The sequence below is a fragment of the Streptococcus sp. HMSC068F04 genome (genome assembly GCF_001837455.1).
Classification (GTDB): domain Bacteria; phylum Bacillota; class Bacilli; order Lactobacillales; family Streptococcaceae; genus Streptococcus; species Streptococcus salivarius_D.
The window spans coordinates 1-15851 of record NZ_KV832471.1 but is presented as its reverse complement, the minus strand read 5'-3'; the positions used below and the strand labels follow the sequence as shown (position 1 = coordinate 15851).

The 15851-nt window shown below is 37.8% G+C and carries 18 protein-coding genes and 1 tRNA gene; 2 read left to right on the top strand and 17 right to left on the bottom strand.

Features of this window, described 5'->3' with window-relative positions:
• Positions 1 to 44: 44 nt before the first annotated feature.
• The 10 genes from gap to rsgA form a co-directional block, all read right to left on the bottom strand.
• Complete coding sequence (gene gap / locus HMPREF2571_RS03395; protein WP_013991208.1) at positions 45 to 1058, bottom strand: type I glyceraldehyde-3-phosphate dehydrogenase; 1014 nt, start codon at positions 1056 to 1058, stop codon at positions 45 to 47.
• Between the two features lie 187 nt (positions 1059 to 1245).
• The gene (gene fusA, locus HMPREF2571_RS03390) at positions 1246 to 3327 is read right to left on the bottom strand and encodes an elongation factor G (RefSeq protein WP_002884537.1); all 2082 of its coding nucleotides are present in this window, start codon (positions 3325 to 3327) and stop codon (positions 1246 to 1248) included.
• Between the two features lie 211 nt (positions 3328 to 3538).
• Complete coding sequence (rpsG, locus tag HMPREF2571_RS03385; protein ID WP_002884746.1) at positions 3539 to 4009, bottom strand: 30S ribosomal protein S7; 471 nt, start codon at positions 4007 to 4009, stop codon at positions 3539 to 3541.
• Positions 4010 to 4027: 18 nt separating this feature from the next.
• Entirely contained in the window at positions 4028 to 4441 is a 414-nt protein-coding gene (rpsL, locus tag HMPREF2571_RS03380; protein WP_002884809.1) for a 30S ribosomal protein S12, read from the bottom strand.
• 228 nt (positions 4442 to 4669) lie between these two features.
• The gene (purR, locus tag HMPREF2571_RS03375) at positions 4670 to 5485 is read right to left on the bottom strand and encodes a pur operon repressor (RefSeq protein ID WP_002891918.1); all 816 of its coding nucleotides are present in this window, start codon (positions 5483 to 5485) and stop codon (positions 4670 to 4672) included.
• A 93-nt stretch (positions 5486 to 5578) separates the two neighbouring features.
• Entirely contained in the window at positions 5579 to 6520 is a 942-nt protein-coding gene (locus HMPREF2571_RS03370; protein WP_002884679.1) for a 3'-5' exoribonuclease YhaM family protein, read from the bottom strand.
• Positions 6510 to 7784 (bottom strand): DNA recombination protein RmuC, encoded by a 1275-nt coding sequence (locus tag HMPREF2571_RS03365; protein ID WP_045769115.1) that lies wholly within the window; start codon positions 7782 to 7784, stop codon positions 6510 to 6512. The genes HMPREF2571_RS03370 and HMPREF2571_RS03365 overlap by 11 nt, the downstream gene beginning before the upstream one ends.
• 1 nt (position 7785) lies before the next feature.
• Complete coding sequence (locus tag HMPREF2571_RS03360) at positions 7786 to 8418, bottom strand: thiamine diphosphokinase (RefSeq protein ID WP_045769114.1); 633 nt, start codon at positions 8416 to 8418, stop codon at positions 7786 to 7788.
• Positions 8411 to 9070 carry a ribulose-phosphate 3-epimerase gene (gene rpe / locus HMPREF2571_RS03355; RefSeq protein ID WP_045769113.1) on the bottom strand — a complete coding sequence of 220 codons (660 nt, stop codon included), beginning with the start codon at positions 9068 to 9070 and terminating at the stop codon, positions 8411 to 8413. Before rpe ends, HMPREF2571_RS03360 begins: the two co-directional genes overlap by 8 nt.
• 7 nt (positions 9071 to 9077) lie before the next feature.
• The gene (gene rsgA, locus HMPREF2571_RS03350; protein WP_045769112.1) at positions 9078 to 9950 is read right to left on the bottom strand and encodes a ribosome small subunit-dependent GTPase A; all 873 of its coding nucleotides are present in this window, start codon (positions 9948 to 9950) and stop codon (positions 9078 to 9080) included.
• 136 nt (positions 9951 to 10086) lie between these two features.
• On the opposite strand from rsgA, the gene HMPREF2571_RS03345 reads away from it, so the two are divergent.
• A tRNA-Leu gene (locus HMPREF2571_RS03345) sits at positions 10087 to 10169 on the top strand.
• A 39-nt stretch (positions 10170 to 10208) separates the two neighbouring features.
• Here HMPREF2571_RS03345 and rsmA read toward each other — a convergent pair.
• From rsmA to trxA, 7 genes are all read right to left on the bottom strand, one after another.
• Positions 10209 to 11081, bottom strand: coding sequence for a 16S rRNA (adenine(1518)-N(6)/adenine(1519)-N(6))-dimethyltransferase RsmA (rsmA, locus tag HMPREF2571_RS03340; RefSeq protein ID WP_045769111.1), 873 nt, complete (start codon positions 11079 to 11081; stop codon positions 10209 to 10211).
• 126 nt (positions 11082 to 11207) lie between these two features.
• Positions 11208 to 11780, bottom strand: coding sequence for a ribonuclease M5 (rnmV, locus tag HMPREF2571_RS03335; RefSeq protein WP_070847202.1), 573 nt, complete (start codon positions 11778 to 11780; stop codon positions 11208 to 11210).
• Complete coding sequence (locus HMPREF2571_RS03330) at positions 11756 to 12871, bottom strand: PIN-like domain-containing protein (protein WP_070847200.1); 1116 nt, start codon at positions 12869 to 12871, stop codon at positions 11756 to 11758. Before HMPREF2571_RS03330 ends, rnmV begins: the two co-directional genes overlap by 25 nt.
• 15 nt (positions 12872 to 12886) lie before the next feature.
• Positions 12887 to 13156 carry a hypothetical protein gene (locus HMPREF2571_RS03325; protein WP_070847197.1) on the bottom strand — a complete coding sequence of 90 codons (270 nt, stop codon included), beginning with the start codon at positions 13154 to 13156 and terminating at the stop codon, positions 12887 to 12889.
• Positions 13157 to 13185: 29 nt separating this feature from the next.
• A complete protein-coding gene (locus HMPREF2571_RS03320; protein WP_070847204.1) occupies positions 13186 to 13959 on the bottom strand; it encodes a TatD family hydrolase in 774 nt (257 codons plus the stop codon).
• 53 nt (positions 13960 to 14012) lie between these two features.
• Positions 14013 to 14444: a CoA-binding protein gene (locus tag HMPREF2571_RS03315; RefSeq protein WP_070847195.1), complete on the bottom strand. Its 432-nt coding sequence runs from the start codon at positions 14442 to 14444 to the stop codon at positions 14013 to 14015.
• Positions 14445 to 14503: 59 nt separating this feature from the next.
• Entirely contained in the window at positions 14504 to 14818 is a 315-nt protein-coding gene (gene trxA / locus HMPREF2571_RS03310; RefSeq protein WP_002884315.1) for a thioredoxin, read from the bottom strand.
• Positions 14819 to 15011: 193 nt separating this feature from the next.
• Here trxA and HMPREF2571_RS03305 point away from each other — a divergent pair, with 193 nt between their 5' ends.
• Positions 15012 to 15794, top strand: a complete 783-nt coding sequence (locus HMPREF2571_RS03305; protein WP_002884817.1) for a protein-ADP-ribose hydrolase — start codon at positions 15012 to 15014, stop codon at positions 15792 to 15794.
• Positions 15795 to 15851: the final 57 nt, after the last annotated feature.

Here is a 15851-nt window from a genome sequence, read left to right as displayed (position 1 = left end):
GTCACCCACTACAGTTGACAAAGAGCCCTTAATATACTATTGAATTATTTAGCAATTTTTGCGAAGTATTCAAGAGTACGTACAAGTTGTGAAGTGTATGACATTTCATTGTCATACCATGACACAGTTTTAACCAATTGATGTCCATCAACAGTTTGAACTTTAGTTTGAGTTGCGTCAAACAATGAACCGAATGACATACCAACAACGTCAGAAGATACGATTGGATCTTCAGTGTAACCGTAAGATTCGTTAGCAGCTGCTTTCATTGCTGCGTTAACTTCATCAACAGTTACTTCTTTGTTAAGGACTGAAACCAACTCAGTTACAGAACCTGTTGGAACTGGAACACGTTGAGCAGCACCGTCAAGTTTACCGTTCAATTCAGGGATAACCAAACCGATAGCTTTAGCAGCACCAGTTGAGTTAGGAACGATGTTAGCAGCACCAGCACGAGCACGACGCAAATCACCTTTACGGTGTGGTCCATCAAGGATCATTTGGTCTCCAGTGTAACCGTGGATAGTAGTCATCAAACCTTGTTTAACACCAAAGTTATCTTGCAATGCTTTAGCCATTGGTGCCAAACAGTTAGTTGTACATGAAGCACCTGAAATAACTGTTTCAGTACCATCAAGTGTATCGTGGTTAGTGTTGAATACGATTGTTTTAACATCGCTTCCACCAGGAGCAGTGATAACAACTTTCTTAGCACCACCATTAGCGTGCAAGTGTTTTTCAGCAGCTGCTTTAGTTGCAAAGAAACCAGTTGCTTCAAGAACGATTTCTACACCGTCACTAGCCCAGTCAATTTGTTCTGGATCACGTTCAGCAGAAACCTTAACGAATTTACCGTTAACTTCAAATCCACCTTCTTTTACTTCAACAGTTCCGTTGAAACGACCTTGAGTTGTGTCATATTTCAACAAATGTGCAAGCATTGTAGGATCTGTAAGGTCATTGATGCGTGTAACTTCAACACCTTCTACGTTTTGGATACGACGGAAAGCAAGACGACCAATACGACCGAAACCGTTAATACCAACTTTAACTACCATTAGTGATTTCCTCCTTATGAAAATCAAATAAATATAATTTTGAGAGCAAGCTCTCCCTATTGTGAAAAGATTAACTTGAGCGCTTTCAATTCAACCTTTCAACAGTCATATTATATAATTTTTTTCAAAAAATTGCAAATAGAAAAGGCACTTACTTTCATAAGTACCTTAACTTTATAAGTTCTAATTAAGCTTCACCAGAATTTTTCTTGATGATTTCTTCTTGAACTGATTTAGGAACATCTTCATAGTGGTCAAATACCATCATGAATGTACCACGACCTTGAGTTGCAGAACGAAGTGTTGTTGCATAACCGAACATTTCAGCAAGTGGAACATATGCACGAACGATTTGGCTGTTACCGTGTGCTTCCATACCATCAACACGTCCACGACGAGCTGTAACGTGACCCATAACATCACCAAGGTTTTCTTCAGGAACAGTGATTGTTACAAGCATCATTGGTTCAAGGATAGTTGGTTGTGCAGTCTTAGCAGCTTCTTTAAGTGCAAGAGACGCAGCGATCTTGAAGGCAGTTTCAGATGAATCGACATCGTGGTATGAACCATCGTAAAGCTTAGCTTTGATGTCAACCATTGGGTATCCAGCAAGGACACCGTTAGCCATAGATTCTTCCAATCCTTTTTCTACTGCAGGGATGAATTCACGTGGAACCACACCACCGACGATAGCATTTTCGAATTCGAATCCTTTACCTTCTTCGTTTGGAGTAAATTCAATCCAAACATCACCAAACTGACCTTTACCACCAGATTGACGTTTGAAGAATCCACGTGCTTGTGTTCCAGCACGGAATGTTTCACGGTAAGATACTTGTGGAGCACCAACGTTTGCTTCAACTTTGTGTTCACGTTTCAAACGGTCAACAAGGACATCAAGGTGAAGTTCACCCATACCAGAGATAACTGTTTCACCAGTTTCAGGGTTAGTTTCAACACGGAATGTTGGATCTTCTTCAGCCAGTTTTTGAAGACCGATACCCATCTTATCTTGGTCAGCTTTAGTCTTAGGCTCAACCATCAATTGGATAACTGGTTCTGGAACTTCGATTGACTCAAGAATAACTTTAGCTTTTTCATCAGTCAATGAGTCACCAGTTGTAGTATCTTTCAAACCGATAGCAGCAGCGATATCACCAGCGTATACTTGTTCAATTTCTTGACGGCTGTTAGCGTGCATTTGAAGGATACGTCCGATACGTTCACGTTTACCTTTAGATGTGTTCATTACATATGAACCTGATTGAAGGATACCTGAGTAAACACGGATAAATGTCAAACGACCTACAAATGGGTCAGTCATGATCTTGAAGGCAAGGGCTGCGAATGGCTCATCATCAGATGCTGGACGAGTTTCTTCTTCGTCTGTATCTGGGTTGATACCTTTGATTGCAGGGATATCAAGTGGGCTTGGAAGGTAATCGATAACCGCATCAAGCATCAATTGAACACCTTTGTTCTTGAAGGCAGAACCACAAAGAACTGGGAAGAATTCAACGTTGATTGTCGCACGACGGATAGCTGCTTTCAATTCCTCGTTAGTGATTTCTTCACCTTCAAGGTATTTCATCATCAAATCTTCGTCAGTTTCAGCAACTGCTTCGATCAATTTTTCACGGTATTCGTTTGCTTGATCAACGTAATCAGCTGGAATATCTTCTTCAAGAATATCTGTACCAAGGTCATTAGTATAGATTTCAGCTTTCATTTTAATCAAGTCAATGATACCACGGAAATCATCTTCAGCACCGATTGGCAATTGGATTGGGTGTGCGTTTGCTTGAAGACGATCGTGAAGTGTGCTTACTGAGTAAAGGAAGTCTGCACCGATTTTATCCATTTTGTTGGCAAATACGATACGTGGAACACCATACTCAGTTGCTTGACGCCAAACTGTTTCAGTTTGAGGTTCTACACCTGATTGTGAGTCAAGAACGGTTACGGCACCATCCAATACACGGAGTGAACGTTGTACTTCGATTGTGAAGTCCACGTGTCCTGGTGTATCGATGATGTTAACGCGGTGACCATCCCATTGTGCTGTTGTAGCGGCAGATGTGATTGTGATACCACGTTCTTGTTCTTGCTCCATCCAGTCCATTTGTGATGCACCTTCGTGAGTTTCACCGATTTTGTGGATTTTACCAGTGTAGTAAAGGATACGCTCTGTTGTAGTTGTTTTACCGGCATCGACGTGGGCCATGATACCGATATTACGAGTTTTTGCAAGTGAAAATTCGCGTGCCATTAGGTTATTCTCCTATAAATATTTTAGTTTACTTATTTATTATAACATTATTGTCAAAAAACGGATAGGCAGGACCTACCCGTTTTTTCACTAATATTTAACTGGTTTTCAAATGATATGAATGATATTATTTGAATTCAGAGTCAGCCTATTACAAATCCATAATCTTAGCTTATGAATATATGACTGTAATTCAGCTTGAAGCTTATGATTACCAGCGGAAGTGTGCAAAGGCACGGTTTGCTTCAGCCATTTTGTGAGTATCTTCACGTTTCTTAACTGATGCACCAGTGTTGTTTGCAGCGTCCATGATTTCTTTTGCAAGACGATCTTTCATAGTGTGTTCACCACGCGCACGTGATGCGTTAACCAACCAACGAAGACCAAGAGTTGTACGACGTTCTGGACGAACTTCAACTGGGACTTGGTAGTTTGAACCACCGACACGACGTGCACGTACTTCAAGTACAGGCATGATGTTGTCCATAGCTGTTTCAAATACTTCAAGAGCATCGTTTCCAGTTGCTTCTTTGATTTGCTCGAAAGCATCGTATACGATTGTTGCAGCAGTACCACGTTTACCGTCAAGCATTACACGGTTGATAAGACGTGTAACGATTTTTGAATTGTACAATGGATCTGCCAATACTTCACGTTTAGGCGCTCTATTTTTACGACTCATTTTATCTTATCTCCCTTCTTATCCTTTAGGACGTTTAGCACCGTATTTAGAACGGCTTTGTTTACGATCAGCTACACCTGCAGTATCAAGTGCACCACGGACGATGTGGTAACGTACCCCTGGAAGGTCTTTTACACGTCCACCACGGATAAGAACAACGCTGTGTTCTTGAAGGTTGTGTCCGATACCTGGGATGTAAGCAGTAACTTCGATAAGGTTGCTCAAACGTACACGAGCGAATTTACGAAGGGCTGAGTTAGGTTTCTTAGGTGTCATTGTTCCAACACGTGTTGCAACACCACGTTTTTGTGGTGAAGATACGTTAGTTTGAACTTTTTTGTGGCTGTTGTAACCAACGTTCAAAGCTGGTGATTTAGATTTTACAACTTTTGATTGACGTGGTTTACGAACCAATTGGTTAATTGTAGGCATCTACATTCTCCTGTGTTTTTTTATTTTTGGTTGATATGGCACTTGGTGACAGCCCATATCTGTGTGTACTTTTGCAACTTATGTCAGCACGTCTCTGTACACTTTTGAGAGACCAAAAGTAAAAAGTACCGTCTAATATAGTATCATTTTTTGATAATTATTGTCAAGACTTTCTTGTTAAAAAGAAAAATTCCTAATCGTTAAATTAGGAATACTATCGTAGATTAATTATTTGTCAAAAATATTACCGACTTCAACTTCTACCTTCTGTGCTTTTACATCGATGTCAGAAACAGTAAGTAATGATTTATATTCATGGATATCACGATCACCTTTAGCATTTTCTGCGAATACAGCTACACCTACTAACTCACTATCAAATTCTGAAAGCAAGCTAATCATACCCGTAATGGTACCGCCACCTTTAAGAAAATCATCGACAATAAGGACACGGCTATTAGGTTTCAAACTACGTTTTGAAAGGAACATCTTTTCAATACGATCACTTGAACCACTAACGTAGTTTACAGATACGGTTGAACCTTCTGTAATTTTCAAGTCACGACGAACAATAACAAATGGAATGTTCAAGACATCTGCTACTGCATTTGCTAAAGGAACTCCTTTAGTTGCAACAGTCATAACGGCATCAATTTTTTGTCCTTTAAAGGCACTGGCAATGATACGACCAACATTTTTTAAAATAGACGGTGTACTCAGTAAATCAGATAGGTAGAGATAACCACCTGGTAAGATACGATCACTCTCGGAAAGACGTTTACAAAGATCTTCAACCAGACTTCTTGCATCTTCATCAGAAATAGTCGGTGTAAACATAACGCCACCAGATGCACCAGTTACTGTTTCGATTTCTCCTATTTGACTTTCCTCAAAAGCTTTTTTAATGATAGCAACATCTTCTGAGATTGAAGACTTTGCAGCTTCATAACGTTCTGCAAAGGTGTTGAGACTTGTCAATTGATAAGGATTATTAATCAGGTAGTTTGAAATCACTACCATGCGCTCACTTCGTTTTAATTTCATATGTTACCTATATTTTCTGTACTTTTTAACTATTATACCATAATACAGCAAAAAACGAACATTTTCATATAAAATGCTCGCTTAATTTCGATTTTAATCAAATTTTGGCTTGTAGAAGGAACGATTATCCATAGCAAAGAGACGATTTGTCATTTCTCCTGGACCTACTAGGTTAAGGGCTGTCGTCATCATCATCATACTGGCATCAAGATTATCAATCATATGAATAATTTCTGCTTCCATAATACGGGGGCGCACTGGACTACCATACTCTAGTTGTCCGTGGTGGCTGAGAATGACATGACGCAAAACAACAACATCCTCACGCGTATCGTCAATATTAAGCTCCATGAGCACCTTAGTGATTTCTTCATCAATCAAAGCAATATGACCAATCAAGTTTCCACGAACCGTATACTCAGTATTTTCAGGACCAGTAAGTTCAATAACCTTAGCTAAATCATGAAGCATAATTCCGGCAAAGAGTAGACTCTTATTGAGCTCTGGATAAATATCTCCAATGCTGTCCGCTAGGCGAACCATAGTAGCTGTATGATAGGCTAGTCCACTTTCAAAAGCATGATGATTTGTTTTAGCAGCTGGAAAAGTGAAGAACTCTTTATTATACTTTCGATAAAGGGCACGAACAACACGCTGCCAAGTTGCTTCCTCAATCTTGAAAATCATTTGCTCTAGGTATTCGCGTACTTCGGAAGGATTTACTGGTGGTTTCTCTTTGAAATCAGCCGGATCATTTGGCTCACCAAATGTAGGCAAGCGTAAGGTAATTTGGTTTACCTGAGGAGTATTATTATAAACCTCTCGACGGCCCTCCATATGCACTACTTTACCTGCGGTAAATTCTTCGACATTATAAGGCTGAGCATCCCATAGGTTGCCTGAAATCTCTCCAGTATCATCCTGGAATGTAAAGGCAATGTAATCCTTTCCTGCTCTTGTCTTACGTACCTCTGCACGCTTAATCAGATAAAAACCTTCAAAATACTCGTCTTTTTTCATTTGATTAATCTTCATGCTTGTCCTCGTTTTCTAATCGTGGTAAATCCAACAAACTTTGTATCGCACTGTCTTGATAGGTTTCAATTGTATCAAGAGCTCTAACAATTGCCCTACTCCTTGTGTTAAGAAGACTATCGACGGTTTTACTTGCTGTATTCAATTGTTTCTGAGCTTTAGCTAACATATCTCCAAACCTGCCAAATTCTAGTTTGACGTTACCTAAAATCTTACTAATATCATCCGCATTCTTTTGAATATTCAAAGTTCTAAAACCTACAGACAATGAATTCAAGAGTGCTGATAAGGTTGACGGCCCTGCGATAACAATATTCTCCTCGCGACGAAGGGCGTCAAAGAAGGCTGGTTGGCGTACTACCTCAGCATAAAGTCCTTCCGTCGGCAAAAATAATATACCAAAATTTGTAGTTTCAGGTGGGTTAAGATACTTCTTGTTAATATCCTTTGCAAATCGCTTAATACTAGCCAGAAGTGACTTACGGTGATTCTCAATCTCCTCTTTATTACCAGACTCATAAGCATCTTCCAGACGATAGTAATCTTCCAAAGGAAACTTAGAATCAATGGGAAGGTAGATATATTCGTCTTTATGGTTTCCTGGCATTTTGATTGCATATTCAACTCGTTCACTTGAACCTGATACCGTAGGAAATTCTCGCTCGTACTGATTAACAGTCAATATGTCTTCAATAATTTGCCCTAATTGAAGCTCTCCCAAAATACCTCGTGTTTTTGTATTTGAAAGGACCTTGTTAAGACTTCCAACATCCTTGGCTACATTTTTCATTTCCCCCAAGCCCTGATTAACCGACTCTAACTGTCTTGAAACTGTCTCAAAAGAGGCTTGTAAACGTGTTTGTAAGGTTTGCTCAAGTTTCTCTTCAACTGTCTGACGCATTTGTTCCAAACGTTTCTCATTGGAATCCTGCATATCTTTAACAGCTTTGGTTAAGCTTTGGTTTATTTGCTCAAGACGTTGGTCAGAACGGTCTCGATTATCAGACAAATTTTGATGTAAAACCTCTCGGATATCTGTCAACTGTTGATATAGTTCCATCTGCAATTGGTTCAATTGCTTTGTTGTTTCCAGTTGGTTTGTCTTAGCAAAACTTTCCAATTGAAACGAAACTTGATCTGAAAGATTATCTGCATTTTCTTCCAAACTCTTATTAATCTGTTCTTTTAACTCCATATTCTTCAAGAAAAGAACAATAAGAATCCCCAAGCTTAATAAAGTTAAAAGTGTAAGTAGATAAATCATACTAACTCCTATCTTTAGTCTGGATGACAATCACATATCCATTTGGCACAAGCACTTGAATCGGACCATCAATGAATTCATTGCTAGAATAGATTTTCTTCTGGAAATAATTCATACTAGTTAATTCGTATTTTGCTCCCAAAATCGTCAGTTCTCCATCACCCTCATGTAAAAAAGAAACATACGTCATTCCGGGTTCTTGTAAAACTTTATGACTTCCTTCTGGATAATAAGTAATCTTATTTTGCTTATCTCGCAAACAGATACGCCTCATAAAAGGAGCTAATTCAGGATCGCTGACCAAAAATATATTTGATAACATATGATCAATTCTGCCACCAAAAGCACCGAAAATAGTTACTTCCGCCTCAGGATATAACTGAAATGTAATTTTTAGGGCTAACTCTGTATCCGTGTCATCCTTTTCAGCCGGAGCAATCATACAATCTTTGGTAGCTGATTGGATCATCTCTAACTCTGACCGAGATACTGAATCAAAGTCTCCAACAGCCAAATCAATAGGTAAACCTAACTCCAACAAACGTAAGCACGCACGATCCACCCCAACAAAATAATCAAAATCGGTAGTGAACCACTCTAGCTCACCACCGACAAATAAAGCTATTTTAGGCATCGATAGCATCACGAAGCGTTTGAACTTGCGCTGTCAAATCAGGATTTTTGAAGAGGTAAGAGCCCGCGACAAAAACATTAGCCCCCGCCTTGGCACATGCTGCAATAGTGTTATTATCTACACCACCATCAACTTCAATATCGAATGAATAGCCACCTTTTTCACGAAGCTCCACAACACGCTCTACTTTAGACATCATTTCTGGAATGAACGTCTGACCACCAAAACCTGGATTTACAGTCATGATAAGTACTTGATCCACTAAATCAAGTACAGGAATAAGTGCCTCAACTGGGGTTCCAGGATTAATCACAACACCTGCTTTCATACCAGCAGCTTTGATTTTCTGGAGGGCACCATGGATATGCTTGGTGGCTTCAACATGAATGGTCATGATATCTGCACCAGCTTGTGCATAGGCATCCACATAACGCTCTGGATCAACAACCATAAGGTGACAATCAAAAACTAACTTGCTATGTTTACGCATGCTAGCAACCACATCTGCTCCCCAACTGATATTAGGAACAAATTGACCATCCATAATATCAATGTGAACATATTCCGCACCTGATGCATCAATACGAGCTAGTTCTGAAGCAAAATTAGCGTAATCAGCAGCTAGGATAGAAGGAGCAATTTTATATGACATGAGAGACCTACTTTCTTTTTACAGTTTTTTTATATGTTTCACGACGATTTTCAATTTCACTTAGAAATTGAAGGTAATTATCATAACGGACTTGCCAGATTTGGCCATTTTCAACCTCTTCCTTAACAGCGCAAGAAGGCTCATGGGTATGAGTACAAGAACGGAATTTACAACCATGACTAGCTTGACGAATTTCCGGAAAAGCTTCACTCAAGTCCTCTGCATTATCCACTTCATAATCTAGCGAAGAGAATCCTGGTGTATCAGCAATCTTCCCACCATGAACGTCATAAAGACTTACAGCCCTTGTAGTATGACGTCCACGACCTAAACTGTCTGAAATTTCACCTGTTTCTAAATGTAACTGTGGGGCAATACGGTTCAACAAGGTTGATTTTCCAACACCCGTCTGTCCCATAAAGACTGTTATTTTATCAGTCAAGAGCGGCAATAGTTCTTCCAAACTGAAGATAAAATCAAAACCAATTTTTTGATACTGTTTTTGAATGGCTTTCATTTCTGAATCATCTTCAACCAAGTCCATCTTAGAAATATAGATTACAGGTTTTATATTTTTATGCTCTAGTAAAACCAAAAAACGGTCCAAAAGATTACTGTTAAAATCCGGTTCCTTAGCAGACATAATAACCACAGCCTGATCTATATTGACAATGGGTGGACGCACTAAACTATTGATTCGTTGACCAATTTTTAGGATATAACCTTCTGAATTTTCCTCTGCTGAAAATTCAACAAAATCTCCAACATAAGGTGTTTGTCCTTTTTTTCTAAAATTTCCTCGTGCACGCGTTTGGTATACAACACCATCATGCTCTACATAATAGAAACCTGCCAGTGCTTTGATAATTCTTCCTTGCAAGTGAACTCCTCATTCGTTTAATAGCCCTATTATATCACAAATTAGAAAGCTTTTCTGGAACAAAAAAACGGATCTTCCATTTCCCATGGGCCTCCTTGCATTTTCAATAGATTGCAGTATAATAGGCATATCATCTGCGGAGGTGGTGGAATGGCAGACACGCATGCTTCAGGCGCATGTGCTTTTTCAAGCGTGAGGGTTCAAATCCCTTTCTCCGCATAGCTAAAAATCCCACTGAATCTCAGTGGGATTTTTGAATTATAGGCCTGCTTCTCTCAAAGCATCTGATAAGTGTGCAAAATCAGAAATAGATAAAGCCTCTCCACGAATAGAAGGTTTTATATCTGCAATTTCCAAAGCCTGCTCAAGTTTGGCTTTCACTTCCTCAGATTTACCAAAATGATTTGTTAAATTATTCCACAATGTCTTACGACGATGGACAAAGCTAGCCTTAGCCACTCGGAAAAGGAAATCCTCATCTTTAACTTCAACCAACGGTTGTTCACGACGCGTCATCTTCAAAATAGCTGAGTCAACATTAGGGGCTGGTACAAAGACTGTACGAGGGACAATGAATGCCACTTTAGCGGTCATATAATACTGAACGGCAATTGATAGAGAACCATAAGCCTTGCTATTAGGCTCTGCAGAAATGCGGTCAGCGACTTCTTTTTGCATCATAACGACAAATTCTGCAAAAGGAATCTTACTCTCAATCAAATGCATCAAGATCGGCGTCGTAATATAATATGGCAAATTGGCTACGACCTTAATTGGTAGTTCTGGATTTTTAAATTCATTTACCCGTGTCTGTAAATCTGCCTTGAGAACATCTTCATTAATCACGTTAACATTATCATGATCACGTAATGTATCCTCCAAAATCGGAACCAATCGATCATCAATTTCAAAAGCCATAACTTCCGCAGCATTTTCAGCCAAGAATTCTGTTAATGCTCCGATACCAGGTCCAATTTCGATTACATTGACATTTTTATCAATCTCTGCCGTATCAACAATTTTTTGTAAAATATTTGTATCTGTTAAGAAGTTCTGTCCGAAAGACTTCTTAAAGGTAAAGCCATGGCGTTCAAGTACAGCCTTGGTCACGCTATAATCTGCAATTCTCATTTATTCTCTTTTCTTATTAATTTCACGATTTTTATATTTGGACACAAAACAAGTCCAAGTTCTTAATTATCCCAACCTCTATAATAAGCTACTTAATAGCGATTTGATTTTAAGATTACTGGTAGTCTAGTAATTTGACATAGCCTCTTCCAGCTCCTCTAAAGTGATTCCAAACAATTCCAAACGTTTTAGAAGCTGCTTCCCATTGCAATAACCAATACGAAGCGCCTCGCCCAAATATTCTCGACGCTTTCGACTATCTGCTCCCATTAGTAGTCCTAACTTCATAAGATTTGATTTACTAATATCAAACTGATTATCATCATCGTAACTACCTAGAACTCCAGATAAGGCCTTTTGAAGGTCCTCAAAACTCGCATGCTCAACACCCAATGAACGACCTTTAGTCTTAGATTTTGGTGTTGCTTCCCCACGGTTTAAGAAAGCATGCTTTGCTGTCGGAACAGCTTCCATGATGATTTTACGGATACGTTCACCATTATAGTCTGGATCAGTGAAAACAATCACTCCGCGTAAGTCATTAAGCTTATCAATACGCTCTAAGTCGTCTTCATTGATAGCAGAGCCTCTAGTCTCATAGGTATCCACCTCATAAAAACGTCTCAAATTTGCGGTATCATCCTTACCTTCTACCACGACGATTTCTTGAATTTTTATTTTTTCTTCATCTTCTTGCATACTTTAGTCCACTGATTTTGTACTTCATTATCAAAAAATTTTAACTGTGGTGCACTGCCAGGTACTCTCAATTCCAATAGTCTATATATATAAACTAACTTGTCTTTTAAGTTTAAATTTAGCCCTAAAAGTACTTCTTTCTTGTCTTTGTCATAGACTCGTTCAAATGAATTATAGATAGAATTCATCGAGTGCTCTGACGCAAGCTGTAGACATGGCAACTCCAAGTATTTGTTTACTGATTCGTTTTTTAGTATCGATTCAAAAATTGAAATCATCATTTCTCTCTGGCTTAACGGTGTTTGAATCTCTCCACCATACAAGCTGAAAGCGCATCTTGTCTCATTGAATGTCTCATAAGCATGACGTAACTCTTCTTCCGTCATATTCGTCAAATGTGCAACTAGATCCTTAACATCAATTTTTAAAGGAATCATACCAGTTTCAATCAAACATTCTCTAACTAGATCATCTTTTAATGATGAAACCTTACCATCTACCACCCAATCTTCCTTTAACTCACTCGAAACTATAACAAGATACTTAGATCTTATGCTATTCTTTTTAAGATAGTCCAAAGATTCCAACCAAAACAATGCATCAGAATACGAGCTTTTCATAATTAAATTCCCAAATTGAATATACTTCCCCTCCTTATCCTTTAAATCCATATACCCTGGAGAAATCTTAGCATCGTATCGTTTCTTAATCTTTAACACATAATCTTGTAAAATATTCTTATCGTAACATTTACCTAACTCTACATCATTTAACCAGTTCTCTAGTCTATTTTTAAGTTCTTTACCATCATAATCTTCTTTACTTATTATATCTTCCCAACTAAAATTTGAAGTAACCCCTTTCTTTACTCCATTAACTAAATTGTTCATTTCAGAAATTATTTTGTTTAGTTCAGGTCTAATATTTGTTTCAATTTGTTCCCAATACCTATCAGTTACTTCAAAAATTTTATCTGAATCATAATCATTAGAAAATTTTTTATCCCTAAATTCAAATAGTTTTTCCTTGACTAAATCTTTTATTTTATCATACTTAAGTAAGTTATTTTGTTTTTCTATACTTTCTATCACTTGATTTGTGTCCCGTTACAATTTATAAGTGCCCTGGACCACTTGAGATTCATTATTAAGATATTCTACTTGAGAAACAAATGGAATGAAAGTCTTCACTCTCACTTGATTTAATGCCTCAAAAACCTTATCAGGAGTTAAATAATTTTTAAGCGGATAAAGTATACTATTAGTATCAAAAATAAAAAACGCATCTACTACAACTTCTTTAACAAAGAATTCTTTTGATAAGTTTTTATACTTTTCATTATTAAGATATTCGTGATATTGTTTGATTAAATTCATTTTCCTAATCCTCCATAAATAGTCTAAACTTAATTAAACCCAAAAATCCTCATCGCATTATCATAAGTAGCTCTAGCAACCTCTTCACTTGTTAAACCACGAAGCTCAGCAATCTTATCTACTACGTAACGTGTATAGCCTGTACGATTCTCGCGACCACGTTTGGGAACGGGTGCCAAATACGGTGCATCCGTTTCAACCAGAATCTTATCTAAAGGTAACTTCTGAGCAGCTTCTTGGACATCCAAAGCCTTCTTAAAAGTTACAACACCTGAAAATGAAATCATCATTCCAAGATCAACAAATTTTTGAGCCATTTCTAAGGATCCTGAATATGAGTGCATAATCCCCCCACGAGGACCAACACCAACCTCTTTAATAACAGCGTAGGTATCCTCAAGTGCATCACGTGTATGGACAACAAAAGGTAAATTGTGTTCCTTTGACAAAGCTATTTGACGCTTAAAGACATCAATCTGAATCTCTTTAGGATCTTCCATCCAATAATAATCCAAACCAATTTCCCCAAGTGCCACTACTTTCGGATTATCCAATTGTGATACAATCATATCCTCAATTTCCTGAGAATAGGACCCTGCTTCCGTAGGATGCCATCCAATCGTACTATATAGTTGATCATACTTCTCTGATAGTGCTAAAGATTTATCAATTGTCGGCTTATCAAAACCAACAATATTCATTTTTATAACACCTAGTTCAGCTGCAAAATCTATTTCTTCTTGTTCTTTTCCTGCAAAATTATCCACATTAAGGTGGGTATGCGTATCAAAAATTTCAATCATAGGTCTATTATAACAAAAACGAGCGAGCATAGCTCACTCACCTTTTCATTTTATTAAACAAAGAGTCGCATATATTCTATCTTTGTACAACGATTCATTACAATATCCTGTCTATTCGCTTGACGAAGAATAGTCTCAGCCTCCTCATTCTCAAGACCAATTTGACTCCAAAAAACTTTTGCATCCGTTTCAAGAAAATCATAAGCAACATCTGGTAAAAACTCACTTCGTCTAAATACATCAACAATATCAATCGAAAATGGGATATCTTTAAGATAAGCATAAACATGCTCTCCAAGAAGCTCCTGGCCTTCTAGTTTGGGATTTACTGGTATGATACGATAACCAGCAGCTTGTAGAAAATGAGCAACCTGATAAGATGCTGCCTCCTTACGATGAGATAAACCAACAATTGCAATCGTCTTTGCTGATTTTAGATAAGACTCTATAACCTCAGCAGTAGGATTTTGAAATGAATAAGACATAAGACTCTCCTTGTCGTTCGAATAAAATAAAAATCCCTAAACGGGACTGTGACGATTAGTTAGCTAAGCTCTGCAACGATAGCTTTAATTTGTTCTTTTGTATGTACACCTGCAACTTGCTTAACAACCTCACCATCTTTTTTGAAGAGTAAAGTTGGAATAGACATGATTCCAAACTTCTGAGCTGTTTCTGGGTTCTCATCAACATCAATTTTAACAATCTTAAGTTCATCTTCTGAAATCTCTTCAGAAAGTTGCTCAAGAATTGGTGCTTGCATCAAGCAAGGCCCACACCAAGTTGCCCAAAAATCAATCAAAACGAGCCCTTCAGCTGTTTCTTGTTCAAATGTAGCATCTGTTACTACTTGTGTCATATATTCATCCTCCTAGACATTATAAAACTTTTGTAGACCTATTCTATATGATTCTAAAGGCCATTGCAAGAATTTGACACATACATAAAAAATTCTTATCAAATATTAATCATTGCCTATCATAGACATCACTTGCTCACAGCCTATCTTGGGAGTATAATAATAAAAAACTAAAAAATAGAAATGAGTAAATATGGATAAAGATGCAATGATTACCTATCTCATAGGTGAACTCAAAAAAGAAAATCTAGAATTACATGATTTGATTATCCCAGAAGAACTCGAGGAAAAGCAAAAGCTTCTCAGAGCCCTCTTTAATACACGTAAACCAATGGCAGCATCAACACAATTCTTGACAATACAAGATCTTTACCTACAAGTTAGGAAAGGGGAACGTGGATTTGTACAACTCAGTTCACTCCAGCCCATCCCTCAAGATGATCGAATCTACCTCTGGAAGGGTGATATTACAAGACTTGAAGTAGATGCAATCGTAAATGCAGCCAATAAAACCTTACTAGGATGTATGAAACCACTCCATGATTGTGTAGATAATGCTATTCATACATATGCAGGTGTTCAGTTACGCCAAGCTTGTTTCGAACTCATCTTAGAACAAGGATATGAAGAACCCGTTGGTATGGCTAAAATCACTCCAGCTTACAACCTTCCTTCTGCTTTTGTCATTCATACAGTAGGTCCGAAAATAGTAGACCAACCGACACAAATTGATGAGGATCTTTTAGCAAAAAGCTATCTCTCAGTATTAGCACTAGCCGAGAAAAATAACATTGAATCAATTGCTATTCCATGTCTATCAACTGGAGATTTCAATTTTCCAAAACAAAAAGCTGCCAAAATCGCCATTCAAACAGTCAAAACCTTTATTAATGAGTCAAGTATAATAAAAAAAGTCATATTTAACGTATTTGATGATGAAAATTTAGCAATTTATCAAAAACTCCTTGCTGAATAAAAAAGAAGAAAATCAAAATGATTTTCTTCTCAGAATGAAGACAAACATCGTTTTTGA